Consider the following 23,100-nt stretch of genomic DNA (forward strand, 5'->3'; position numbering starts at 1 on the left):
GCATCGCCTTGCCAAGGCGAGGGTCGCGAGTTCGAATCTCGTTTCCCGCTCCAATGCGTCCCATTCGTCTAGTGGTCCAGGACACCGCCCTTTCACGGCGGTAACAGGGGTTCGAACCCCCTATGGGACGCCATCTCGCAACGTCGATACACCACAATGCGCGGGAATAGCTCAGTGGTAGAGCATCGCCTTGCCAAGGCGAGGGTCGCGAGTTCGAATCTCGTTTCCCGCTCCATTTTTTTATTGTTTCAGTAGTTCGTCGAATCAAGCGGTGCCAGGGCTCGAGACACGATCTGGTAGGCTGGTTTGATCGAATCGTTCCTGCTGCGGCGTTCACGTTTTCTTCTTCGGTATCCCATCGTCAAACCTGATGCGCGTCACCGTCGTCATCCGCTTTCCGCCGCGGTGCGATCTGTTTCATGCAACCGGTATTGTTTGCGGGCTACTTGAATCGATGATGACATGCCCCCATGTCATCGGGCTTCGGTGACATCCACCCAGCTTCGAAGGATCGCTCATGGCCGAACCGGCGCTGTCCATCCGTGGCCTGACCAAGGTCTACGGCAATGGATTCCAGGCCCTCAAGGGCATCGACCTCGACGTTGCCCAAGGGGATTTCTATGCCCTGCTGGGCCCCAATGGCGCAGGCAAGTCGACCACCCTGGGGGTGGTCTGCTCGCTGGTGCAGAAGACCGATGGCAAGGTGTCGATCTTCGGCATCGACATCGATACCGACTTTGCGCGTGCCAAGTATCACCTCGGCGTGGTGCCCCAGGAATTCAACTTCAATCAGTTCGAGAAGGTTATCGACATCATCCTGGCCCAGGCGGGGTACTACGGGATGCCACGGCGCGAGGCGTTGCCCCGGGCTGAACAACTGTTGCGTGACCTGGGCCTGTGGGACAAGCGCAACGGCAGCGCTCGCATGCTGTCCGGCGGCATGAAGCGACGCCTGATGATCGCTCGTGCCTTGATGCACCGCCCCAGGCTGTTGATCCTCGATGAGCCGACGGCCGGCGTGGACATCGAGTTGCGGCGCAACATGTGGGAATACATGCGGTATATCAATGAGGTGGAGGGGACGACCATCATCCTGACCACCCACTATCTGGAAGAAGCCGAGAGCCTATGCCGCCATGTCGGCATCATCAACCATGGGCGTATCGTCCGCGACACCAGCGTGCGTGATCTGCTCGCCGAGCTGAATACCGAAACCTTCCTGTTCGATCTGGCCCATCCGGTCGAGCAGGCGCCGCATGTCGAGGGCTTCGAGGTCCGTCAGGTGGACGAGGCCCAGCTCTCGGTGATGGTGCATCGCGGCCAGCGACTCAATGACGTCTTCGAGGCGCTGGGGGAGCAGGGCATCGAGGTGATGTCGATGCGCAACCGGGCCAACCGACTGGAGGAGATGTTCGTCTCCATGGTGGAGGAAGGCCAGGACGCCACTGACCAGGACACGGAGGTACGCGGATGAATGCCACACAGACCGCCATCGCGCTATGGACCCTGGTGATCAAGGAGATCAAGCGATTCACGCGGATCTGGCCGCAGACGCTGTTGCCGCCGTCGATCACCATGGCGATGTACTTCATCATCTTCGGCAACTTGATCGGCTCGCGCATCGGCGAGATGGATGGCTATTCCTACATGGACTTCATCGTCCCGGGCCTGATCATGATGTCGGTGATCACCAACAGCTACTCCAATGTGGCCTCGAGCTTCTTCTCCAACAAGTTCCAGCGCAGCGTGGAGGAGATGATGGTCTCGCCGATGCCCAACTGGGTGATCCTCGCGGGCTTCATCCTGGGCGGCATGGCGCGGGGACTCGGTGTCGGCATCATCGTCACTGTCGTGTCGCTGTTCTTCACTCGCCTCGAGGTGGCACATCCGTTGCTGACCGTCGGCGTGGTGGTGCTCACTGCAGCTCTGTTCGCCACGGGGGGCTTCATCAATGCGCTGCTGGGCAAGAAGTTCGATGACATCTCCATCGTGCCGACCTTCGTGCTGACGCCATTGACCTACCTCGGCGGGGTGTTCTACTCGATCTCGCTGCTGCCGGCCTTCTGGCAGGGCGCCTCGATGCTCAACCCCATCCTCTACATGGTCAACGTCTTCCGTTACGGCTTTCTTGGCGTTTCCGACATTCCGGTGGGCTGGGCGCTGGCCGCCATCCTTGGCTTCATCGTGGCGCTGTTCGCCGTGGCGTTGTGGATGCTGGAGAATGGCAAGGGGATCCGCAGCTGATGAACGACCGTCCCGACTCCCTGGTCGATGCGCCCCTGGGGCGCGAGTCCGCTTATCCCGAGCACTACGACGCCGGTTTGCTCTATCCCATCGAGCGCGCCGTCAATCGTGCGCCGCTGGGCATTGAAGAGAGGGCCTTGCCGTTCGATGGCGAGGATGAGTGGCATGCCTTTGAGCTATCGTGGCTCAATGCCAGGGGCAAGCCGATCGTCGCCGTGGCGCGCTTTCGTTTGCCGGCGAGTTCGCCGCGGTTGATCGAGTCCAAGTCCTGGAAGCTCTATCTCAACAGCTTCAACCAGAGCCGCTTCGACGCGACCGGCGATGTGATCCAGCTTCTGGAACGCGATCTTGCCGAAGCGGCCGGCGCCCCGGTCGGGGTCGAGGTCTTCGGTGTGGATGACCCGGCGCTGACACCACGCGCTCTGCCTGGAGAGAGTATCGACGAGCAGGATATCGAGATTTCCGACTATACCCCCAGCGCCGAGCATCTGACGGTGGGAGAGGCGATCGTCGAGGAGACCCTGCACTCGCACCTGCTCAAGTCCAACTGCCCGGTGACCGGCCAGCCTGACTGGGGCAGCGTGATGATTCGCTATCGGGGCCCGAAGCTGGATCGCGAGGGGCTGCTGCGTTATCTGGTCGGCTATCGCCAGCACCAGGACTTCCATGAGCACTGCGTCGAGCATATCTTCACCGACCTGATGGCGAGGGCCAGGCCTGAGCGCTTGCTGGTGCTGGCACGCTATGTGCGCCGCGGTGGTCTCGATATCAGCCCCTGGCGCGCTACACCGGGCGAGCGGCCGCCATCGCCGTTGCGTCTGGCCCGGCAGTAATCGAGCGCACACAAGAGCCGAGTCGAACTGGTAAAGTGTCGAGAGCTCTTCTCGTTGCTGGCTGCTTTTTCGATTACGTAAGGAATGCGCGATGGATGCAATGACGCTGCTGCACGAACGTGGCTCCATGGGCAAGCTGACGGGGCCGGCGCCCTCGGCCGAGCAACTAGACGCCTTGTATCGGGCCGCCTTGCGCGCCCCGGATCACAAGGAGCTGCGACCCTGGCGCTTCGTGGAGTTCTCCGGCGCCGGGCTTGAACGGCTCGGTGAGCTGTTTGCCGAGGCCGAGTTCCACGAAGACCCGCATATCGATGACGCGGCCTTGAACGCCGCACGCAAGAAACCGCTGCGCGCGCCGATGATCATCGCCGTGATCGCTCGCGTCATGCCGGACGAACCCAAGGTGCCGCGCGTGGAGCAGGTACTCTCCGCCGGCTGCGCCGCTCATGGCCTGCTACTGGCGGCTCACGCCCAGGGGCTCGGCGTCATGTGGCGCACCGGGCGATACGCTTTCGACCCCACCGTGCGCAAGGGCCTTGGCCTCGATGAACAGGACGAGTTGGTCGGCTTCATCTACCTGGGCCAACTGGGTGGCAGGCATCGCTCCCTGCCCGAACACGATCCTGCCGACTTCGTGGAGCGCTGGTCGTGATCGAACGCAGCATCGGCATCGCCCATCCGCGCCTGCCGCTGCCCGAGCAGGGTGGGGAGGACGCCCCCGCGGCCTTCCTCGACTGGCTCTGCCAGGCGATACCGCTGGCGGGCCGGCTGGGTATCCAGAACATGGCGCGTGATGGCGACGCCCTGACCTGGCAGCTGGCACTGGCGCCCAGCCTGAACGACAAGGGCACCGGCTTCGGCGGCGCCCTGGCGGCCCAGACCACTCTGTTGGGCTGGTGCTGGGCCACGCTCTGGCTGCGTCGCCACGGTTACGACCGTGACGTGGTCGTGGCCGAATCGCAGCAACGCTTTCTTGCCCCGGTGACCGGCGACTATCGGCTGACCTGTACGCCCCAGGCCGAGGAGGCCAGCGTACGCCTTGCCGAGCGCATGGAACGCCGGGGCAAGGGACGCATCGCCCTCGTCCAGCGGCTCTGGTGTGACGACACTCTTTGCCTCGAGGCCCAGGGCGACTACGCCGTGCTACCCGAGCGGCATGCCTGACGCCGGCGTCGCCCGACAATCCGAAAACCGGCTTGCATTCGCGGACTTAAGTCGCTAGTATACGCGCCGTCCTTGAGAGAAAGAGGGCGCAATTCTCGGGCGTCGCGCCGCAGTGCCGAATTCGAGAATGACAATGCGGAGGGGTGTCCGAGTGGTCGAAGGAGCACGCCTGGAAAGTGTGTAAGTCGAAAGGCTTCGAGGGTTCGAATCCCTCCCCCTCCGCCAGAACAGCAGATCAAGCCGCCCATCGAGGCGGCTTTTTCGTGTCTGAGGCCCGCCATTGCCGGTTTCCCGTATTTCATTCGGCTACACCTACCATCATCCAAGAACCGTTTCGTGGGTTCTGTTGCTGGGTCTGTCTTATGCCGAAAGCTGCCAAGCTGCTCCCTCTCTGGGAGGTTCAGCCGATGCCATGATAACGACTGGAGAGATCAGTATGGCTCTCCGTTCTTGTGGCAGAAGCCACCCTTCGCTGGCAGGAAAAGGTCGATGTCCGGATAGTGGACTTCATCTTCGGGCGGACGGCTACCAACCTCGAGGTAGGCCGCCCAGGCGTTGCTCTTGTTCACCATGTGGTGGCCATCTGCCTTGCCGGCGGGAAAGGCAGCAACCATGCCTGGTGTCAGCACTAGTTCACCAGCCTCAGTGATGAGGGTCAGCTCGCCTTCCAGTACGTAGACGAATTCATCCTCGTGGGTGTGCCAGTGGCGTTGGGAAGAGGGCACGCCCGGTGGCAATCGAACCAGGTTGGCCCCGAATGCGGTGAGCCCTAGCGGGTCGCCAAGGGCACGTTTCTCGCGGGCGCCGCAAGCTGAGCCCCAAGGCTCCGGATAGGATGACCCTATGTGTGGCTCCAGGTGCTCAGGGTGGAGGGCGAGAGGTGTAGGACCTTTGTTCATGCATTCCTCCAGGCCGATTTCGTTGTGTAATGGCTGTCATGGTCATAGGGAAGGGTAGGAAAGCGTCGTGGAATCTTCTACCGGCATCAGCCCACGCTGTTAAGCCCCTTGATTCCGGGCATTTCCCCATTGGGGGAGATGGGGCTCGCCTCGTCAAAGCTTCCAACTGATCGGTAATGTCGGGTGGTTGAACCGCTGCCATGGTGTCGGTCGACTCGGCGTTCGTTCGGGTGTAATGCTATCGCGGCAGGCTGAACAGATTTTTCACTATCAGGGATCAGCAGTAATAAAAATCATTTTTCCAGTCTTTTAATCATATGAAAGGGTTATGATCTCGGCGATTATTTTGAAGTTGGAAACAATGTAGACGATATGCTTCTATTGTTGCCCGTAGTTAGAAAAGTCGAGTTTTCCCATTTTAGTGGTTTTCCATCTAATAAAAGGTCTTCCAGTTTATCATCGAGCCGACATGATGAAATACCTTGCCCTGCTGCTGATAAAAATTTCGGGCTAGGGGGCGTAAAGCTCCCTGTGGCTGTCTGACAGATCACGTTTTCCTCTCATCCATTGGTTGTAAAATGTATTGACAGATCCATTGATGTGACTAGTATGGTAGTCATCCGTTGCGGATGACTACCTTCTTATCGGGAGCTTGTTAAGTTGATCAAAAAAACCTATATCGTTACGGGAGCGGCAAACGGTGTCGGCCAAGCGACGGCTAGATCCTTAGCTGCATCAGGGGCAAACCTTGTGCTAATGGATCTTGATTCGGATGCACTTGAATCTACAGCAAGAGGGCTTGAATGTGAGGTCGTGACCGAGGTGGGTTCAGTCACAGATTTTGCTGCATGTGAGCGGGTGGTTGCGAAAGCCGTAGACCGATTTGGTCGCCTTGATGGCCTATCACATAACGCTGGGATACAGCGCTACGGCGATATTGTTGATACTGAGCGTAGGCTTTGGGATGAAGTGATTAATGTCAATCTCACAGGAGCTTTTTTGATTTCAAAAGCAACTATTCCAGAACTACGTAAATCTAAAGGTGCGATCGTTTTGACTGCCTCTGTACAAAGCTTTGCTGCTCAACAGGGGGCCCTGGCCTATGTGGTTTCCAAGCACGGCCTCGCAGGACTTGTTTCTGCAATGGCTGTAGATGAGGCGGAACGGGGAGTTAGAGTTAACGGAGTGGCTCCGGGCTCTGTTGACACACCGATGCTACGAAATGCCATCTCTCTTGACCCGAACCCTGAGATCCTTTCAGAGTCTATTGATAGAATGCATCCTTTAGGACGACGTGCACAACCAGAAGAAGTTTCTTCGGTTATCTCCTTTCTTCTTTCAGATAGTGCTTCCTTCGTGACCGGAGAAATGGTGCGTGTTGATGGAGGAATGTTATCCTTGATAGGTGGATCTCCAAAAAAGGATAAAAATAACTGAGTTAACTGGCATTTAAATTTATACATTTTATGCAACTTTTATTCGCTACATGCCTTGTCTGTTTTGATTGTTTGTGTTTCACCGTTCAATGGTGGTGGCGGGGGTTTTAGTGAGTGAGTCGATCATCGCTTCAAGCGCTTTATGTGAAGCTGAAATATATTTAGAGGGGGGCATGGCTGTCCCCCGGAATTTCATTTTAGGAAATAAGAAGGTTTCTCCATTTGTCGTGGCTCCTTGGCTTAATGATCCTGCTGAACAGCTAAGTAATGTTTCAAATATAATTCGTTATCTACGTGGCGAATGGCCTTGTTTTCCTTTTGGAAGTGCTGATGCTCAAGGTGAATTGCCGCCTGACTGGGAGGCATCTCGCAGGCCTGATCCCAATTGGCATCGAGATTCTCACGGATATGGTGCGAATTCAAATTGGAGCTTAAAGGAGCGCAGTGTTGATAAAGTGGTATTGTCAATTAATTACCCTGAAGATCATCCTGTTAAATGTTTGGAACGAACAATTACCTGTTGCCAAAATAGTCCGAGTGTCTATAGTGAAGTACGTTGCTATCCACGATTAGATGCAACTATTCCAATGGGCTTTCATCCGGTTATGCGTCTGCCAAGTATTCCTGGAAGAGCAAAAATAGTTCTATCAAAAAACTCTCGGGCTTGGACTTTCCCTGTCGAGGTCGAGCCAGGTAAGGCTGCTTTAGCGGCCGATCAACGTGATCGTCCTCTTATAGAGTTGCAAGGGACTGGGGGGGGAAGGTTTGATCCCACCTGCCTTCCATGGGAACTTGAGACAGAAGATCTGATTCTTGTGACTGGCACGGAAGGTCAGGTTCGTCTTGAAAACTACGACGAGGGCTATGCAGTGACCCTTAACTGGGATGAGGCAGCGCTTCCTTCACTCATGCTCTGGATCTCGAACCGTGGACGTGCTTCCTATCCTTGGAATGCCCGCTTCCGGGGCTTGGGTATGGAGCCGGTTTGTGCTCCCTTCGATTTGGGACCAGCATTCTCGGATACAAGTACACCTCTTGCTTTAAAAGGAATTCCAACCGGAATAAGGCTTAAGGCTGGCTACCCTTGGACTGCTGGTCTCTACATTTCCGTAACCTCTCTATGATCACTATAAATCGTCCGGGGTTTCGTAGACACCTTCAAGCCTTATACTAGGTGTATGGTCACGGGAAGTAGTGGGTAGGTGTCTCATGAAATTCTGATCTCGCCAACACTTGTGGTCACCGTCCTAAGTAATCATTCGGGCCTCGAAGTCCTCTAATTTAATTATCCCGATTGCACTGTGCCGGTGCTGTCAGTTGTCGTCCAATTCCATGTACTCGAGTACCTTCCGCCGCATGGCCTCTCGTGTCTTGAATCCTAGCATGGGTTGCCCCGACCTTGAGGCTGTGAAAAAGCTCTCAGCACAGGCGTTGTCGTAGCAGTTGCCTTGGCACTCATGCTGCACTGGAGGTCGTGGCGAATCAGCACGATTGGTACAGGGTCGAGCAATACATGCTTGCCGTATCGACACCGGAGCTATAAGCCCGTAAATCATCAAAACAGGTTGCCCTCGACCCGCATGGCCTGTCCTTGTTGCTGGTAAAGCCTATAAGGAGAGCGCCATGTTAAGTCGAGAGGACTTTCTTATGATAAGGCAACGACGCCAGCGATGTTCCACAACTTATGGGCATAGTACATCATATCGGCTGTTCCGAGCGCGCTGTGTGGCTCACCTGGCCTACGGTCGGTGCCTGTATCTCAGTACGGATTTCGGTGGCGTGGTCACCTGTTTATGCAGCTTGATTTCTATGAACCTGCTCCCGGATGAATTGCTGAAGGAGCTCTCTGGCGGCTAACAGAGAATAACTTCTATAGGCGATATGATCATCCGGGGCCTTACATATTATAAGTTGTGGTAAAAAATCACCAAGCAGTCTGGTTGATGTGATTAAGTATAAGACATTTCTTCAAGCTCTTTCCCCTTTGTCTCTTTTACCGTTCTCATGACGAAAAACAAAGAAACTATTGCAAAGAAAGCATAAATCATATATGCACCAGCAAGCCCAATACCCGACAGCATAATAGGAAATGTCATGACGATCACGAAATTGGTCAGCCATAGTGATATCCCTGAAACAGCAAGGCCAGGACCACGTAATTGGTTGGGAAACATCTCTCCCAGCATCACCCAGAGAACTGGACCCCAAGTTAAATTGAATAGCATTACATATATGTTGGCTGCCAGCAAGGCCATAATACCCATGTCGTCTGGTAAACTGAATTTCCCATCCACATTTGTACCTTGAGAGAAGGTATATGCTACTATGCACAACATCAGAGCCATCCCAATAGACCCGCCGCACAATAGAGGTTTACGCCCTATACGATCAATAAGGGAGATGGCGATGAGGCAAGAACCGATACTTACAGCTCCACTAATTACATTAATTAGAAGTGCATCAGATTCTGAAAACCCCACCGCTTGCCACAGTACAGCGCCGTAGTAAAAAACCACGTTGATACCTATCAGTTGCTGAAGTGTCGCTAGTCCGATGCCAATCCATATGATTCCATGAATACGGCCAGATGAAGAGTTAACAATATCACTTATTTTTATTGTCTTGTCACTCTTCAAAGAAATCTTGACACTGTTTACCTTTTCCTTGCCTTCAGCCTCACCTAATAGGGATGTAAATACATCCAAAGCTTTATCAAATCTCCCTCGGCTAATTAAGAAGCGTGGACTTTCGGGGATTCCTATCAGAGAAATCAAGAATATGATGGCTGGTATCACCTCGACCCAAAACATCCAACGCCAAGCTTCGATCCCGAACCAAAGATTAGATGTGGAAGCCCCCGCAATTTTGGCTAACATATAATTACTCAAGAAGGCGATGAATAATCCAAATATAATTGCTATCTGCTGAATCGTAGCCAATCGCCCGCGGTACTCTGCTGGAGAAACTTCACTAATATAGGCCGGTGTTATGACACTAGCTCCACCTACAGCAAGCCCCCCTATGATTCGATAAAAAATAAACTCTAATGATCCATCGGCAATACCTGATCCCCAGGCGCTGCCTATAAAAAGAATTGCTGAGACGATTAGCAATGTTTTCCGTCCGAAACGATCTGCCAAACGTGCAGAAAAGTATGCACCAATAGCACAGCCTAATAACATTGATGCAACGTTAAATCCGGTTCCGGCACTTTCCGAGTTAAACGCAGCCTGTAATCCGTCTACAGTCCCATTTATAACCCCGCTGTCGAATCCAAACAAAAAACCACCAATAGCAGATACACAGCATATAAATAGGACATAGTACTGGCGTTTTCTTTTTTCTGAATCGACCCGCAATCCACTAGTCATTTTAAGATCTCCAAGTCATTAATGTCGTTTTCTGTAGACACATTACATACCGACGCAGGCAGCACCTATCTATTCGTGAAAAGATGTGCAACGATGTGAGATACAGAACTACTAAGAATCATTCCCTTGTTCGAGCGATTCAGGAATACTCAAGGAAAGAGGGGAACCAATGCCAAGGCATTTTATCTTCAGGACTATTGGCGGTAAGGCTCGTGCCAATAAGCTCATTATGTAAGGAGTGTTAGATATCTCCTATCTGATAAGGGGAGGCAATTAAATATGAGGTCATATGTCGGCCATTGAAAGTTGCATCCACTATGCTGTAAATTCCTTCGCATGTAGATAGCTTGAATGTTAAGAAATTTGTCTTTGGAGAGGTTGTGATTGTATGGGTATGTTCAATTTCCATATAACGTCTCCTGCAATGTGTTAAATAGGTTCGTCTTCAAACATATTAGGTTTTCGTTCCATCAGCTCGGGCAAAGAAATGAGTACTTCCCGTAGATGGGACTGCATCGCCTGACTAGCGCCTTGCTCATCTTTTCGCTCGATGGCAGTCAGTATTTCCACATGCTGCTCATACAGCTTGTGGGTAGGAGAACTATCAGGAATGCTTAGGTACCGCACTCGATCGAATTGAGCACGCACCCCCTTAACGACTTTCCAAGCTGACTGTTGATGAACTCCAAGAGCTAAGGTGTGATGAAAGTCTTCATCAAGACGATAAAAGCGATCACTGTCACCTGTAGTAAGACAGCGTTGCTGACATTCTAGTAACTCATGCAAATTATCTAGTGTTTTTGGAGCTAACCCCTTGGACGCAGCCAATTTAACAACTGCCATCTCAATTGCTTCTCGCACGAATCGTGCCTCTAGAACCATTTTTTTAGAAATCTTGAGTACAAAGGTTCCACGTTGTGGTCGTACTTCAATAAGCCCTAGCTCAGACAGCCGGACCAAAGCCTCTCTAACCGGCTGACGACTTACTGCAAATGTTTCAGCGATCTCCTTCTCTGATAACATTGTTCCAGGCAACAGTATCATGCGGATGATTGCTTCACGTAGAACCTGATAGAGTCGCTGACTGACAGGATCAGTGGCTGTTGTTTCTTTCCAAAGATTTTGTAGCGTTGTGTCCATATAGTCCATGTTGAGCAGTATAGTATTAGTCTAATTTGCTTAACTGATGCAACTAGTATGGCAGTTGGTTAGGCAAAGGAAAACCTCTTTCTCTGTAGACTTTGGTATACATGTTTTCTGCTTGGTTATAGAGCCCCGGATGATCGAATCGCCTATAGAAATTATCCTCTGTTAGCAGCCAGTAGAGGGCGGTCTCAAGTTCCAGACGCAACGCTATTGAATGGTGCTTGGCCCACCGACGAATTTCTTAAGTACCTCAGCGTAGCCTTCCATCGGCGTTTGCCGGTGCAGTGGCGTCGGTCGGCTCGCAGCCGGAAGGGGGGGTGGGTGGTATCCTCTGACAGAGGAAGGCTGATGTCTCATCAACATGATCATGGCGCCCATAGGGACGCGACAGCCAGCGGCACTCATCCTGCGCAGTGCCTGGAAGTTGATGGGCGAGTCCGGGCATATTCTGCTGGAGGTCACGCTGGAAGGGCTGGATGTGGCTCGAGTATCGGGATGCCAATTGCCGGTTCTATGCGACGGCGGGTGGCACCCTGGCACGAGTTGCCGCCAATCAATGCATGCTGCGCGAGACCGCCGAGCGTGCGGATGAGCTTGAGGTGAGCGATGAGTGACGATAACGACGATGATGATAAAGCGCCTAAACCCAAATCCCACATGGGAGTTGGTATTGCCGTCGGGGTCGGTCTAGGCGCTGCGCTGGGCATCGCGATGGATAATCTCGCCATTGGCCTGTCGATCGGTATAGGCGTAGGGATCGTTATTGGCGCGGTGATGGATAACAACAGGAAAGATAAGTGAATGGTTGGCACGTTTATCGGGCAGGTGCCGTACTCCGCAGCAAGGCTTGGGGATTGTCGCTCACTCCCGCTCGCTTTTCGTCGAGCGCAGTAGTACGCGGTCCATGCCTCGGGTACAGAGCACTCGCTTGAGCGCGGCGAACAGATGAGTGGGTAGCGTTACCGCGTAACGGGGCTTGGGGCGCGGGTGTTCCAGGGCGTGGATGAGCTTTTTCACCACGGCGTCGGGACCAAGCGCGAAAGGTGTCTTACCGTCTGGATTGGCCAGCCGGGCTTCCACTTTCTCGTAGGTGTCGGCATGGGCGCTGTGGGCGGTGTCGATATTCGCCTTGAAGGCGCGGTGGGCGTTCTCGCGGAAGCGGCTGGTGATCGGGCCGGGCTGGATCAGGCTGACGTGGATACCACTGCCCGTAAGCTCCTGGCGCAGGGTGTCGGCCAGGCCTTCGAGGGCGAACTTGGAACACACGTAGGCGCCACGATAGGGCAAGGCGGCGAAACCCAGCACCGAGCTGTTGTGCACGATACGGCCGTGGCCCTGGGCGCGCATCATCGGCAACACGCGGGTGGTCAGCTCGTGGGTGCCGAGCAGGTTAGTCTCCAGCTGTGTCCGGAGCACGTCGCGGGTCAGGTCTTCCACCGCGCCGGGCTGGCCGTAGGCGCCGTTGTTGAAAAGCGCCGTCAGCGCGCCGCCGGTGCGCTGGCTCACTTCCGCTACCGCGGTCTCGATCGAGGCGCTGTCGGCGAGATCCAGTCGTAATGCCTCGAGGCCTTCCTCTTCGAGCCGTGCGACATCGTTGTCCTTCCTGGCGGTGGCGAAGACCCGCCAGCCACGTGCCGCCATGGCATGGGCCGCGGTATGGCCGATGCCGCTCGAGCAGCCGGTGATCAGCAGGCTGCGGGCTGAGTTCGTCGAAGCTTCCACGTTGCGCGTCTCCTTGCGGCTCTGTCGGGCGAGTGCCATGCCTGTGCACGATATGGTTCGCAAGCAGGCTCGGCAATGGCATATCAAAGCAAGGCTGGCGTTGTGCTCAGTGTTGGCAGCTGTCACCAGTATTGAGTGCCTGCGTCTCGGCGACGATGGCCTCGATGGCGCCAGTGTCGAGGATGAGGCCGATGTGGTCGATGCCGGTCAGGCGCCGGACGGGTACGTCGCGGCCAGCCTCTTGAAACACCGGCTCGAATTGCTCGGCATGAAAGATCTGATCATCCTGGCCGACCAGTACCCGCATGGGGCAATTGGTCGCTTTCAGGGTGGCGCGATAATCGGGCTTGGGGCGGTAGTTCTGCGCGAGATTGAATGAATAAACGGGCGTCAGCGAGGAGGCGGCGTCATCGTTGAGGGCGTAGTGCAGCACGGGCAGGTGGTTGAAGGCGTCGATGCCAAGTCGGTTGAGCAGGGCGAGCGTGATGTAACGGGGCAGGCCGACACTCGTCCAGCCGCCGTTGTCAGGGCGATGTGTGGGGGCTTTCTGACTGACGAAAGGCGCCAGCAGCAGGTAGTGGTCAAATAGCTGCTGACGCTGACTGCCGGCGATGCGCAGCGCAAAGCCGCCGCCGGAGGAGAAGCCGACCAGGGTGCGCGGTTGGGCTGGGTCGATGGCCGCGAGGAAATCTTCCAGATCGTCTTCGAGCTGTCCGACGTAGGCGATGTCGCCTTTGGTGCCCGAGGCGCCGTGGCCACGCACATCCAGTGCATAGGTCATGAAGCCGGCCTCGGCATGGGCCTTGGCCAGCGAGTGCAGGGTAGAACTGTTGCCGGCGGAACCGTGGAGCAGCACGACGCTTCCCTTGGCTGTGCCTGAGGTCGGTGGATAACGGCGGTAGGCGAGCCGGCTGCCATCGCGTGCCGGATAGTGGCTGAGTTTTGGCAGGTCGCGATAGTCGACGGTCCTGAACGGGGCGTTGATATCCTGCATGGCCGCCGGTCGGGACGGGCCGCCGAAGATGAGCGCCATGGCGACAGCAACCAGTGAGCCGATGCTGATCAGCAGCAATATAACTGCGGCAATTTTCATGGGACCTCCGCTCAAGCACTGGCCAATGTGGCGCGACTGGTGCCGTTGCCGATGGGGGCGACGTGAATTTGCACCGGGATGCGTTCGTGCATTTCCTGGACGTGGGAGATCACGCCGACGCGCCGGCCCAGGGCCTGAAGGCCGTCCAGCGCTTCCATGGCCAGTGCCAGGGATTCGGGGTCGAGGCTGCCGAAGCCTTCGTCGATGAACAGCGATTCGATGGTCAGCTCGCCGGAGGCCATCGAGGCCAGCCCCAGGGCGAGGGCCAACGAGACCAGGAAGGTCTCGCCGCCGGAGAGCGAGTGCACCGAGCGGCGTTCGTCGCCCATGTCGCGGTCGACGACCAGCAGGCCGAGTTCGCTGCCGCCGCGCACCAGGCAATAGCGTCGGCTGAGGCCGGTCAGGTGCGTATTGGCATGTTCCAGCAACTGTTCGAGGTTGTAGGCCTGGGCGATGCGTCGGAATGTCTTGCCGTCGGCGGAGCCGATCAGCTCGCTGATCCGTCCCCAACGGCGATATTCGGCGCGGGCCGTTTCCAGTTCGGCCTGACCTTGCTGCTGGCGCGCTCGCTTGCGGTCGTCGTCGCGCAGGGCATGCTGGGTCTCGTCGCGATGCTGCTGGGCGGCCTCCAGAGCGGGGGCGAGGGCCTCACGTTCGCTGGCCAGCGCCGCTCGTCGTTCGCGAATTCTTGCCTCGATGCTGTCTCCCTGCAGGGTCGTGTCGTCTTCATCGGTTGCGTCGTCCGTGTCCAGCGCCTGGTCGCGGCGGTGGGCGAGCAGTGCCTGGTGGCGCTCGGCGAGGGCGGCGTCGGCCTGCTGGAGCGCTCGCTCGGCGGTGTCCAGTTGTTGCTCCTGGCGCTTCACCTCGTCGTCGGATTGATCCAGCAAGCGGGCGAGGCTGGCGTCGTTCAGTTCGGGGTGGGCCCGGCGCCATTCGGCCAACTCGCCGTCCAGGGTGTCACGCTCCCGGTGCAAGGCGTCGAGGCGCTGGCGCTCATGGTCGCGCTGCTGGGTGAGGCGTTGCACTTCCTGCCTGGCGTCATGCAATTGACTCAGCGCGGTATCCCGGGATTGATGGGCCTGAGCCTGCCGATCGTCGAGGTGTTGCTGCCAGGCGTCCGGCGAGGCGTGTTCGCCGAGCCGGGCCTGGAGCCGACGCGCTAGGTCGTCGCGTTGCGCCTTTAGCGGCGGCAGCCGTTCGGCCAGCTCGGCCAGTTCCTTGTCGAGCGCTTCTTGCTGGGTCCCGAGGCGGGCGAGGACGAGTTCGTCCTGCTGCAGCGCCTTGTCGAGAGGCGCCAGTTCGGCTTCGGCCCTGGTCAGGTCGTCCAGTACCTGCTGGTGATGCGCCCGGCGGGTTTCGCTTTCAGCTCGCTGCTCCGCCAGCCAGGCATCGCGCCGAGTTTCGTCGATGGCCGCGAGTTCCGCGTGAAGGGGATGTTCGTGCAGGGCCTGGCGCGCCTCGTCGAGCTGTTGCTCGGCCGCGCGAGCGTCTTGCTGGCGTTGCTTGAGGGCAGCCTCGAGGGCGCGATATTCACCGACCAGATGGTCGCGTTGCTGTTGTGCCCGGTCACGTTCTTCCTGCGCTTCGCTCAACTGGCGGTCTTCCTCCTGCTGCTGAGCGGCCAGTTGGGCGGCTTCCGGCGTCGGCGGCGGTTGATGGCGCCAGGGATGATCGAGGCCGCCGCAGACGGGGCAGGGTTCGTTGTCTCGCAGGCCCTCGCGCAGCATCGCCACGCTTTCGCTGCGTACGGCACGACTGCGTTCGATGACGGTGGCGACGCTGAGGTAGTGGCTGTGCTTTTCGTCGAGCCGCCGGCGGGCGCTTTGGCCCTGTTCCAGCAGGTTCGCCAGGCGGCGTTCGTCGTTGTTTCGCTGTTCGGTCAGTCGTCGGTGCGCCTCGGCGGCGTGGCTGACCTGTTGCCAGCGGCTGGTCAGCTCGTCCAGGGCCAGGCGGCGCCGGGCGGCCCGGTCGAGAAGCTGCTGGGCGGCCTGACGGGCATCTTCCAGGTGCTGGTGATCGCCCATCAACTGCGCGAGCGTTGCCTGCCAGGCGTCGCGTTGCCGGCGGCGCTCGTCATGTGCGGCCCTGGCGTTCCGGTACTGGCTGTCGAGCTCGGTGCCTTGCCTTTGGCGTTCGGCCTGGGTTGCCTCGTCTCGCTTGAGTTGCTGCTCGATGCCGGCGAGCTGCTGGGCCTGTTCCCGGGCCTCGCGCAGCGCCGGCTCGGCCTGACGACGCGCTTCCTGGGCTGCATTGAGCGCTTGCTCGGTTTCAGTATGAGTCTGGCTTGCCTGGTGGTGTGTCGCTTCCGCCGCCTCGAGGGCCTTGAGGGTCTCGTGGTGGCGGGCGTTGAGCGTGGCGATCTCGTCGGGCAGCGCGGCCTGGCGCTCGAGGCGGTGACGCTGCGGCAGGATCAACTGGCGCCACTGTCGGTCGGCGCGGGCATCCGCTAGTGCCTGCCAGTCGGCCTTTGCATCCTTGTGCTGTCGCTGGCCTTCGATGAGCGCCTCGCGCAAGCGAGCGTCGGTGTCGTGCCAGCGTTGGCGGTCGTCCAGCCGGGCTTGCTGTTGCTGGAGGTCGGCCAGGGCCTGACGGGCGGTCTCGGCCTGTTGCTTGAGCGCCGCGCGGGCCTCCTCCTCGGCGGGCAGGTCGTCGGCGAGCTTGGACTCGAGCGTTTCGACGCCTTTTCTGGCCTCGCTGGCCCGGCGGTAGGCGGCGCGTGAGATCGCCGAGTACTCGGCGGTGCCGGTCAGGCGCTCCAGCAGGTCGCTGCGTTCGTTGTCGTCGGCCTTGAGGAAGGCGGCGAACTCGCTTTGCGCGAGCAGCACGGCACGGGTGAATTGCTCGAAGGTCAAGCCCAGGCGCTCGGGCAGCAGGCGCTCGAATTCGCGCTTTTGGGTGGTCAGCAGGCGGTCGTCGTCGAGATCGCGCAGCGATTGTTCGGCGCTCTGCAGGCGGCCGTCGGCCTTGTCGCGGGCGCGACGCACCGCCCAGCGGGCACGGTAGCGGTGGCCGTCGCGGCCGACGAAGTCGACTTCGGCATGGCCGCTGGCGGTGCCCCGGCGCAGCAGGGTGCGTGGGTCGCTGGTGGTGAGTGCCTGGCCCGAGGGGTCGTCGACCTGGCTGTCACGGTTGGGAGCCTGACGCAGGCGTGGCGTGTTGCCGTAGAGCGCCAGGCACAGGGCATCGAGCAGGGTGCTCTTGCCGGCGCCGGTGGGACCGGTGATGGCGAACAGGCCGGCCGAGGCCAGCGGCTCGGCAGTGAAGTCGAGCTCCAGCGGGCCGGGCAGTGAGGCCAGGTTGGCGAGTCGCAGGGCGAGGATCTTCATGCGCCGGCCTCCGGGTCGTCGAGCACTTCCTGGTGCAGGCGATCGAAGTCGGCCAGGACGTCATCGTCGGGCGGGGCGTCCCAGCGCTCGCGCCAGGTGCGCTCGAAGAGCTTGCGCGGACCGAGCGTCTGCAGGTCGACGCGCGTCGAGGTGGTATCGGCCTCGCTCTGGGGCAGGCGGCGCGAGAGTCGCAGCAGGCGCAGGGCCTTGCCTTCCAGGGCGGCTTCCACTCGCGCGCGGAGGTCGGGCACCGGAGCGTCGAGCGCGACCGTGACTTCCAGCCATGGCCAGCGTTCGCGGGGCAGGGTCGGGTCATCGACCAGGGCATCCAGTTCGGCGAGTACCTCGTCCAGCGGTGCCGGGCCGAGGCGGTGCATGGCCACCGGGCGCGGTACGTGGAGCGCCTCGCTGCCGGTCAATCGTTCGCCGTCGAGGCTGACCTCCACCACTTGGTGGGGATAGTCGACCTCGCTGAAATCCAGTGGCAGGGGGCTGCCGCTGTAGCGGATACGCGGCTCGCCGACCTGCTGGGCACGGTGCAGGTGGCCGAGCGCCACATAGGCGATGTCGTCGGGAAAGAGGGCGGCGGAAATCGATTCTTCGCCGCCGATCACGATGGGCCGTTCGCTGGCCTCGGAGACGGTGGCGCCATGCAGGTGGGCGTGACTCATGGCGACCAGCGCCTGGCCGGGTTCGCGACGCCGGCGGGCGGCGTCGATCAGTCGTTCATGGACGCTCGAGATGCCGCTGACATAGTCGTCGGCGTCGCCACCGGTGACCTCGGCAGGCCGCAGGAAGGGCAGCGCCAGGCACCAGGCCTGTGTCGCGCCGGCGGCGTCGGTGAGCGGCACCAGCAGGTGGTCGGCGTCGAGCTCGCCGTCATCGTGCCACACGACGCGGCCCAGCGCATGAGTGCGCAGGCGGCGCATCAGCGGAGCGGGCAGCTCGATGCGGTTGCCGCTGTCGTGGTTGCCGGCGATCAGCACGATATCCAGTTGCGACAGGCGCTCGTGAGCGGCAACGATGAAGTCGTACAGGAGCTCCTGGGCGCGCAACGAGGGATTGACCACGTCGAAGATGTCACCGGCGACCAACAGGGCATCGGCTTCGCGCTCGACCAGGGTCTCGAGCAGCCAGTCGAGGAAGGCATGATGCTCGGTGTGGCGCTCCTGGCCGTGGAAGCTCTGGCCCAGGTGCCAGTCGGCGGTGTGGATCAATTTCAGCATTGGCGCCCCGGTGGCTCATCGCATATCAAGAGTCATAGTCTAACCCGAGTGACGGCCATGAATCAGGAAGCTCGAATGTCCCCCTCTCCCTTGCATGACTGGAACCTCGCGCCACAGGCGGCCATCGAGTTGCAGAAGCGGCTGGCCGGCCGGGTGGAGCTCGAGGATCGTCTGGGTCCGGTGAGCCGGATCGCCGGCGTGGACATCGGCTTCGAGCAGGGCGGTGAGATCACGCGGGCGGCGGTGGTCGTGCTGGCCTGGCCGCCGGTTGCCACCGGCGAATTCGAGGTAGTGGAGCAGGTGGTACACCGTGAGCCGACGCGCATGCCCTATATTCCCGGCCTGTTGTCGTTTCGCGAGGTACCGGCGGCCCTGGCCGCCTTCGCAAGGCTGACGACGCAGCCGGAACTGGTAATGGTGGATGGCCAGGGCATCGCTCACCCGCGCCGGTTGGGCGTGGCCAGCCACCTGGGGCTGTGGCTCGACCTGCCGACCCTCGGTATCGCCAAGTCGCGATTGTGTGGCCGCCACGCCGAACCGGGAAACGAGAAGGGCGACTGGACGCCACTCAAGCATGGCGAGGACACCATCGGCGCGGTGCTGCGTTCCCGCACCAACGTCAAGCCGGTGTTCGTCTCGCCGGGACATCGCCTTTCGCTGCCCTCGGCCCTGGACTGGGCGATGGCCTGTCTGGGACGCACCAAGCTGCCCGAACCGACCCGGCTGGCGGATCGGCTGGCGTCGCGGCGAGGGTAGATGAGGTTGCTTTCGGCGGGTGGTTCCGCAGTGGCATGGGGCGCCAAAGGCACCTGGGTTGAGGCTATTTCCCCTTGTTTCGGTGAGGGCAGCCGGGCCAGCAGCATGGGCGGCGCTTTCCCGCCTTGAGGTCGGAACTCACCCTTGAGATGCGGCGGAGTCGCGTCTCGTGTTTCTTGGCGTCTTCGACCCAGCAGATCCATTCATTGCGCGCGATGGGCGTAATGTCCTCCCATCGCGCCAACGCCGATTCGTCATCGACGAGGCTCTGTCGCAAATCTTCGGGGATATCGTGCACGACACCGGTGGAGATGGCGGCGTTGGACTCAAGAGGGCTCATTGCGTGGATCATCGGTTCATGGCGATCCTGTCAGGGTAGATCCGGGGACGATCATCGGCCAGCGGCGAAACCCCGGAACAACGACCGGTCCCGGGACGCGGGGGCTTCCTCCTGCGCAGAGATAAACCACCAGTTATACTGCGGCTCGATTTTCCTGATGAGCCGACCATGACCGAACATATCGACGATCCGCTTGCCGCCACCCGCTATTGGGTCGAGTCCTTCGTGGTCGGCCATGAGGTCTGCCCCTTCGCCGGGCGTGAGGTGGCCCGTGACAGCATTCGCTACGTGGTGCTGGAGGCCAATCAGCTCGATGCGGCCCTGCTGCGGCTGATGGAGGAGTGCTGGCATCTCGACGTGCATCCCGAGACCGAGACGACCCTGCTGGTGTTGAGCGAAGGACTGGCGGACTTCGACGATTATCTGGATGCGCTGGGCTTGGCCGAGGCGCTGCTGGTGGAGCAGGGCTACGAGGGTGTCTATCAACTGGCGAGCTTTCATCCCGACTATCAGTTCGAGGGCGAGACCGAAGATGCACCGCGTAACTTCACCAATCGCTCGCCCTGGCCGATGTGGCACCTGATTCGCGAGGCCGGGCTCGAGCGCGCCCTGGCCCACTATCCCGACCCCGAAGGCATCCCCGCGCGTAACGAGGCCCGCATGCAGGCGCTGGGCACCGAGCGGCTGGCCGCTTCCCTGGCCGCATTACGAGGTGCCGGGCGATAATCCTCGGCGGTGAGCATCTCGCTCATGCCAGGGCGAGCCAGGCGTCGCTGAGCCAGCGGCCGGCGTATTCGATCTCGGCTTCCGCGGCGCCGGCGTAGCCGAGAACCAGCCCGGGCCGGCCGGGAGCACGCAGATAATAGCCGGAGAGCGGCGACAAGCGCAGTCCGGCTTGCTGTCCTTGCCGGACCAGTTCACCTTCCATTTCATGGCTGGCCAGGTAGGCGACCAGGTGCATTCCCGCGTGACCGGACGAGAGTTCGAGCCCCCGGGCAACTGCCGGCGCCAGCGCGCGGCGTAGTGCCGTCTGGCGGCTTCGGTAGCACTTGCGCATGCGCGCCACGTGACGGGAAAAGTGCCCTTCGTCGATGAAGTCGGCCAGCGCCGCCTGGGCCACGTACTGGCCCTCCCGGTGCAGGCGGGCATTGACGCGCTGGAAGGTGGCCACCAGCGATGGCGGCAGGACCAGGTAGCCCAGTCGCAGCCCCGGATAGAGCACCTTGCTGAAGGTGCCGACATAGATCACCGGAGCGTTGTCCATCAGCCCCTGTAGCGAGGCGATCGGCGCGCTGGTGTAGCGGAATTCGCTGTCGTAGTCGTCTTCGATGATCCAGGCGCCATGCTGCCGGGCGAGCCCCAGCAGCGCCGTGCGGCGCGACAGCGGCAGGGTCGCGCCACACGGATACTGGTGCGACGGCGTCACGTAGATCAGCTTGGGTGGCGGCGTCCCGGCGGGAAGCGAGGCGACGTTCAGGCCTTCGTCGTCGACCGTCACCGGCTGCAGTGTCAGTCCCGCCGAGGCGAAGCAGGCCTGGGCGCCGCCGTAGCCAGGTTCCTCCAGCCAGACGTTGTCTCCGGCGTCGGCGAGCAGCCGCGCGATCAACTCGAAGCCCTGCTGTGCGCCCTGGGTGATCAGGATCTGCTCCGGCTGGCAGCGCACCGAACGCGACAGCCGCAGATAATCGCACAGCGCCTCGCGCAGAGCGCTCACGCCGCCTTCATTCCGGTAATCGAACCAGTCGACGGGCGCCCGCTGCTGGTGACGGCGCAGCAGGCGTTGCCAGCGTTCACGCGGGAAGCGGTCCAGTGCCGGAACACCGGGGGCGAAGGCAGTGTACTGCGCGCTCGGTGCGGCAGTCGCGAAATCGAGAAGGCGCTCGCCGCGGCGAGAGAGGGCCACGGGCGGTGTCGCTTGAACCGCGGGGCGTTGCCGTGGCTCCCATTGCCAGTCGGCGACGAAGACGCCGGCCCCCGGGCGCGATACCAGAAACCCCTCGGCGATGAGCCGGTCGATTGCGCCGAGCACGGTGTTGCGTCCGATGCCGAGTTCGCTCGCCAGCTGGCGGGACGAGGGCAAGGCGCTTCCCGGGGGAAAGTGGTCCTGCTGGATGCCGCCGCGCAGGGCGTCGTAGAGGCGCTGGCCGAGCGTTCGCTCGTCCGGCTCGGCCAGTTGAAGGTTCAACGCTTCCTGGATCCAGAGTCGATGGGCATTCGGGTTCGAGTCGGTCACTGGTTCCCCGTATGTCGCCAGAACTGGTTCTTCTTGGGGAACCATTATGTCGCCAGACTGAGGCTTCGTCATGCCCGAAAGCGAGTCTTGCCATGATCACGATTTGCCCTGCCACCGAGGCCCATCTCGACGACCTGGTCCCCCTGGTCGACGGTTATCGCCAGTTTTATCGCCAACCCGGCGATGTCGACGGCGCCCGCCGCTTCATGAACGAACGCTTCGCAAAGGGCGATGCGCACGTGCTGCTGGCCCTGGATGAAAACGACCGAGCCGTTGGGTTCGCGCAACTCTTTCCGGTGCCTTCGACGACCGGCCTGGCGTCGCGCTGGATTCTCAACGATCTGTTCGTCATGCCCGACGCGCGTTGCCGGGGCGCCGGAAGCGCCTTGCTGGAGGCGTCTCGCGAGCTGGCCCGTCAACATGGCGTGGCGCAATTGATGCTGCGCACCCAGGTCGAGAATGCAACAGCCAAGGCTCGTTACCATGCGCTTGGCTGGCAGCGCGACGAGGCCTTCGATACCTACCTGCTGGCGGTCTGAGAGCGCGATTGCATGACGCATGACATCAATGACTACGGTCAGCCGGTCGGTCCCGAACTCGCTCACTGGAAAGCGCCGTCGGCGCTCGAGGCCGAGTGCCTGGAAGGGCGCTTCTGCCGACTGGAACCTCTGGATGTCGGCCGCCATGCCGAGTCGCTGTGGCAAGCATGGCGGGAGCCGGCCCCGGCGCTTGGCAACGACCATGAGGCGCGTGCCCGCTGGACCTATCTCGGTGGCCGCCCGTTCGACGACGAGACTGGCTGTCGGGCCTGGCTGGCGAGCATGGGGGCGGACCGCGAGTTGCTCTGCCATGCCGTGGTCGACCTCGCCGATGGGCAGGCGGTGGGCCTGGCGGCCTATCTCAATAGCGTGCCGGTCGATGGACGCATCGAGATCGGCCATCTCAGTTTCTCGCCGCGCCTGTCGCGTACCCCGATGTCCAGCGAGGCGCTGATGCTGATGATGGCCCATGCCTTCGACAAGGGATATCGGCGTCTCGAGTGGAAGTGCGATGCGCTGAACGCCCCTTCGCGGTGTGCCGCCGAGCGGCTCGGCTTTCGCTTCGAGGGCGTCTTTCACCAGCATCGGGTCGTCGCCGGGCGCAACCGCGACACGGCCTGGTTTGCGGTGCTGGATGGCGAATGGCCGGCGATTCGCGAGTGCCATCGCCGCTGGCTGGCGCCGGAGAACTTCGATGCCGCGGGGCGCCAGCGCCGCTCGCTTTCATCGATGACCGCCGCCCTGCAACCAGCCAATTCCCGACCTTGAGAGT

22 protein-coding genes, 3 tRNA genes and 1 pseudogene are annotated in these 23,100 nt (G+C 60.1%); 16 read left to right on the forward strand and 10 right to left on the reverse strand.

The window, feature by feature from the left end; genetic code table 11:
* The first annotated feature begins 57 nt into the window (after window positions 1-57).
* The 8 genes from FZZ93_RS05150 to FZZ93_RS05185 all read left to right on the forward strand — a co-directional run bounded on the left by FZZ93_RS05150 (window position 58) and on the right by FZZ93_RS05185 (window position 4,466).
* Window positions 58-133, forward strand: a tRNA-Glu gene (locus tag FZZ93_RS05150).
* Window positions 134-160: 27 nt separating this feature from the next.
* Window positions 161-235 (forward strand) — tRNA-Gly (locus tag FZZ93_RS05155).
* A gap of 282 nt (window positions 236-517) precedes the next feature.
* On the forward strand, window positions 518-1,474 hold the full coding sequence (locus FZZ93_RS05160; protein WP_149321268.1) for an ABC transporter ATP-binding protein: 957 nt from the start codon (window positions 518-520) through the stop codon (window positions 1,472-1,474).
* On the forward strand, window positions 1,471-2,244 hold the full coding sequence (locus FZZ93_RS05165) for an ABC transporter permease (protein ID WP_149321269.1): 774 nt from the start codon (window positions 1,471-1,473) through the stop codon (window positions 2,242-2,244). Before FZZ93_RS05160 ends, FZZ93_RS05165 begins: the two co-directional genes overlap by 4 nt.
* Window positions 2,244-3,077 (forward strand): NADPH-dependent 7-cyano-7-deazaguanine reductase QueF, encoded by an 834-nt coding sequence (gene queF, locus FZZ93_RS05170; protein WP_149321270.1) that lies wholly within the window; start codon window positions 2,244-2,246, stop codon window positions 3,075-3,077. Before FZZ93_RS05165 ends, queF begins: the two co-directional genes overlap by 1 nt.
* 91 nt (window positions 3,078-3,168) lie before the next feature.
* Entirely contained in the window at window positions 3,169-3,729 is a 561-nt protein-coding gene (locus FZZ93_RS05175) for a nitroreductase family protein (RefSeq protein ID WP_149321271.1), read from the forward strand.
* Window positions 3,726-4,241 carry a YiiD C-terminal domain-containing protein gene (locus FZZ93_RS05180; RefSeq protein ID WP_149321272.1) on the forward strand — a complete coding sequence of 172 codons (516 nt, stop codon included), beginning with the start codon at window positions 3,726-3,728 and terminating at the stop codon, window positions 4,239-4,241. Before FZZ93_RS05175 ends, FZZ93_RS05180 begins: the two co-directional genes overlap by 4 nt.
* Window positions 4,242-4,378: 137 nt before the next feature.
* Window positions 4,379-4,466 (forward strand) — tRNA-Ser (locus FZZ93_RS05185).
* A 206-nt stretch (window positions 4,467-4,672) separates the two neighbouring features.
* On the opposite strand, the gene FZZ93_RS05190 is transcribed toward FZZ93_RS05185, so the two are convergent.
* Entirely contained in the window at window positions 4,673-5,140 is a 468-nt protein-coding gene (locus tag FZZ93_RS05190) for a cupin domain-containing protein (RefSeq protein WP_149321273.1), read from the reverse strand.
* Window positions 5,141-5,800: 660 nt separating this feature from the next.
* On the opposite strand from FZZ93_RS05190, the gene FZZ93_RS05195 reads away from it, so the two are divergent.
* Window positions 5,801-6,577 (forward strand): SDR family NAD(P)-dependent oxidoreductase, encoded by a 777-nt coding sequence (locus FZZ93_RS05195; RefSeq protein WP_149321274.1) that lies wholly within the window; start codon window positions 5,801-5,803, stop codon window positions 6,575-6,577.
* A gap of 109 nt (window positions 6,578-6,686) precedes the next feature.
* Window positions 6,687-7,700, forward strand: coding sequence for a hypothetical protein (locus FZZ93_RS05200; RefSeq protein WP_149321275.1), 1,014 nt, complete (start codon window positions 6,687-6,689; stop codon window positions 7,698-7,700).
* A gap of 192 nt (window positions 7,701-7,892) precedes the next feature.
* Here the strand turns inward: FZZ93_RS05200 and FZZ93_RS18760 are convergent.
* The 3 genes and pseudogenes from FZZ93_RS18760 to FZZ93_RS05210 all read right to left on the reverse strand — a co-directional run.
* Window positions 7,893-8,103: pseudogene (locus FZZ93_RS18760) on the reverse strand (IS3 family transposase); the annotation flags it as partial.
* A gap of 422 nt (window positions 8,104-8,525) precedes the next feature.
* The gene (locus FZZ93_RS05205; protein ID WP_149321276.1) at window positions 8,526-9,947 is read right to left on the reverse strand and encodes a sugar porter family MFS transporter; all 1,422 of its coding nucleotides are present in this window, start codon (window positions 9,945-9,947) and stop codon (window positions 8,526-8,528) included.
* A 429-nt stretch (window positions 9,948-10,376) separates the two neighbouring features.
* Window positions 10,377-11,087, reverse strand: a complete 711-nt coding sequence (locus FZZ93_RS05210) for a GntR family transcriptional regulator (RefSeq protein WP_149321481.1) — start codon at window positions 11,085-11,087, stop codon at window positions 10,377-10,379.
* Between the two features lie 482 nt (window positions 11,088-11,569).
* Between FZZ93_RS05210 and FZZ93_RS05220 the strand changes: the two genes are divergently transcribed.
* Window positions 11,570-11,707 (forward strand): lysozyme inhibitor LprI family protein, encoded by a 138-nt coding sequence (locus FZZ93_RS05220; RefSeq protein WP_149321277.1) that lies wholly within the window; start codon window positions 11,570-11,572, stop codon window positions 11,705-11,707.
* A complete protein-coding gene (locus FZZ93_RS05225; RefSeq protein WP_149321278.1) occupies window positions 11,700-11,894 on the forward strand; it encodes a glycine zipper domain-containing protein in 195 nt (64 codons plus the stop codon). Before FZZ93_RS05220 ends, FZZ93_RS05225 begins: the two co-directional genes overlap by 8 nt.
* Window positions 11,895-11,954: 60 nt before the next feature.
* Here the strand turns inward: FZZ93_RS05225 and FZZ93_RS05230 are convergent, their stop codons facing one another.
* The 4 genes from FZZ93_RS05230 to FZZ93_RS05245 form a co-directional block, all read right to left on the reverse strand.
* Window positions 11,955-12,854, reverse strand: coding sequence for an SDR family oxidoreductase (locus FZZ93_RS05230; protein ID WP_149321279.1), 900 nt, complete (start codon window positions 12,852-12,854; stop codon window positions 11,955-11,957).
* Between the two features lie 67 nt (window positions 12,855-12,921).
* Window positions 12,922-13,908: an alpha/beta hydrolase gene (locus tag FZZ93_RS05235; RefSeq protein WP_149321280.1), complete on the reverse strand. Its 987-nt coding sequence runs from the start codon at window positions 13,906-13,908 to the stop codon at window positions 12,922-12,924.
* Between the two features lie 11 nt (window positions 13,909-13,919).
* Complete coding sequence (locus FZZ93_RS05240) at window positions 13,920-17,234, reverse strand: AAA family ATPase (RefSeq protein WP_149321281.1); 3,315 nt, start codon at window positions 17,232-17,234, stop codon at window positions 13,920-13,922.
* Window positions 17,231-18,460, reverse strand: coding sequence for an exonuclease SbcCD subunit D (locus tag FZZ93_RS05245; protein ID WP_149321282.1), 1,230 nt, complete (start codon window positions 18,458-18,460; stop codon window positions 17,231-17,233). Before FZZ93_RS05245 ends, FZZ93_RS05240 begins: the two co-directional genes overlap by 4 nt.
* A gap of 75 nt (window positions 18,461-18,535) precedes the next feature.
* On the opposite strand from FZZ93_RS05245, the gene nfi reads away from it, so the two are divergent.
* Window positions 18,536-19,216 (forward strand): deoxyribonuclease V, encoded by a 681-nt coding sequence (nfi, locus tag FZZ93_RS05250; RefSeq protein WP_149321283.1) that lies wholly within the window; start codon window positions 18,536-18,538, stop codon window positions 19,214-19,216.
* 64 nt (window positions 19,217-19,280) lie between these two features.
* Here the strand turns inward: nfi and FZZ93_RS05255 are convergent, their stop codons facing one another.
* Window positions 19,281-19,568, reverse strand: a complete 288-nt coding sequence (locus tag FZZ93_RS05255; protein WP_342780094.1) for a YdeI/OmpD-associated family protein — start codon at window positions 19,566-19,568, stop codon at window positions 19,281-19,283.
* 156 nt (window positions 19,569-19,724) lie between these two features.
* On the opposite strand from FZZ93_RS05255, the gene FZZ93_RS05260 reads away from it, so the two are divergent.
* The gene (locus FZZ93_RS05260; RefSeq protein ID WP_149321285.1) at window positions 19,725-20,282 is read left to right on the forward strand and encodes a DUF1415 domain-containing protein; all 558 of its coding nucleotides are present in this window, start codon (window positions 19,725-19,727) and stop codon (window positions 20,280-20,282) included.
* Window positions 20,283-20,304: 22 nt separating this feature from the next.
* Here the strand turns inward: FZZ93_RS05260 and pdxR are convergent, their stop codons facing one another.
* A complete protein-coding gene (gene pdxR, locus FZZ93_RS05265) occupies window positions 20,305-21,789 on the reverse strand; it encodes a MocR-like pyridoxine biosynthesis transcription factor PdxR (RefSeq protein WP_149321286.1) in 1,485 nt (494 codons plus the stop codon).
* 92 nt (window positions 21,790-21,881) lie between these two features.
* Here pdxR and FZZ93_RS05270 point away from each other — a divergent pair, with 92 nt between their 5' ends.
* Together FZZ93_RS05270 and FZZ93_RS05275 are read left to right on the forward strand one after the other, a co-directional pair.
* Entirely contained in the window at window positions 21,882-22,328 is a 447-nt protein-coding gene (locus tag FZZ93_RS05270; protein ID WP_187774465.1) for a GNAT family N-acetyltransferase, read from the forward strand.
* A gap of 12 nt (window positions 22,329-22,340) precedes the next feature.
* A complete protein-coding gene (locus FZZ93_RS05275) occupies window positions 22,341-23,096 on the forward strand; it encodes a GNAT family N-acetyltransferase (RefSeq protein ID WP_149321288.1) in 756 nt (251 codons plus the stop codon).
* Window positions 23,097-23,100: the final 4 nt, after the last annotated feature.

The organism is Halomonas eurihalina (assembly GCF_008274785.1).
Lineage (GTDB): Bacteria > Pseudomonadota > Gammaproteobacteria > Pseudomonadales > Halomonadaceae > Halomonas > Halomonas eurihalina.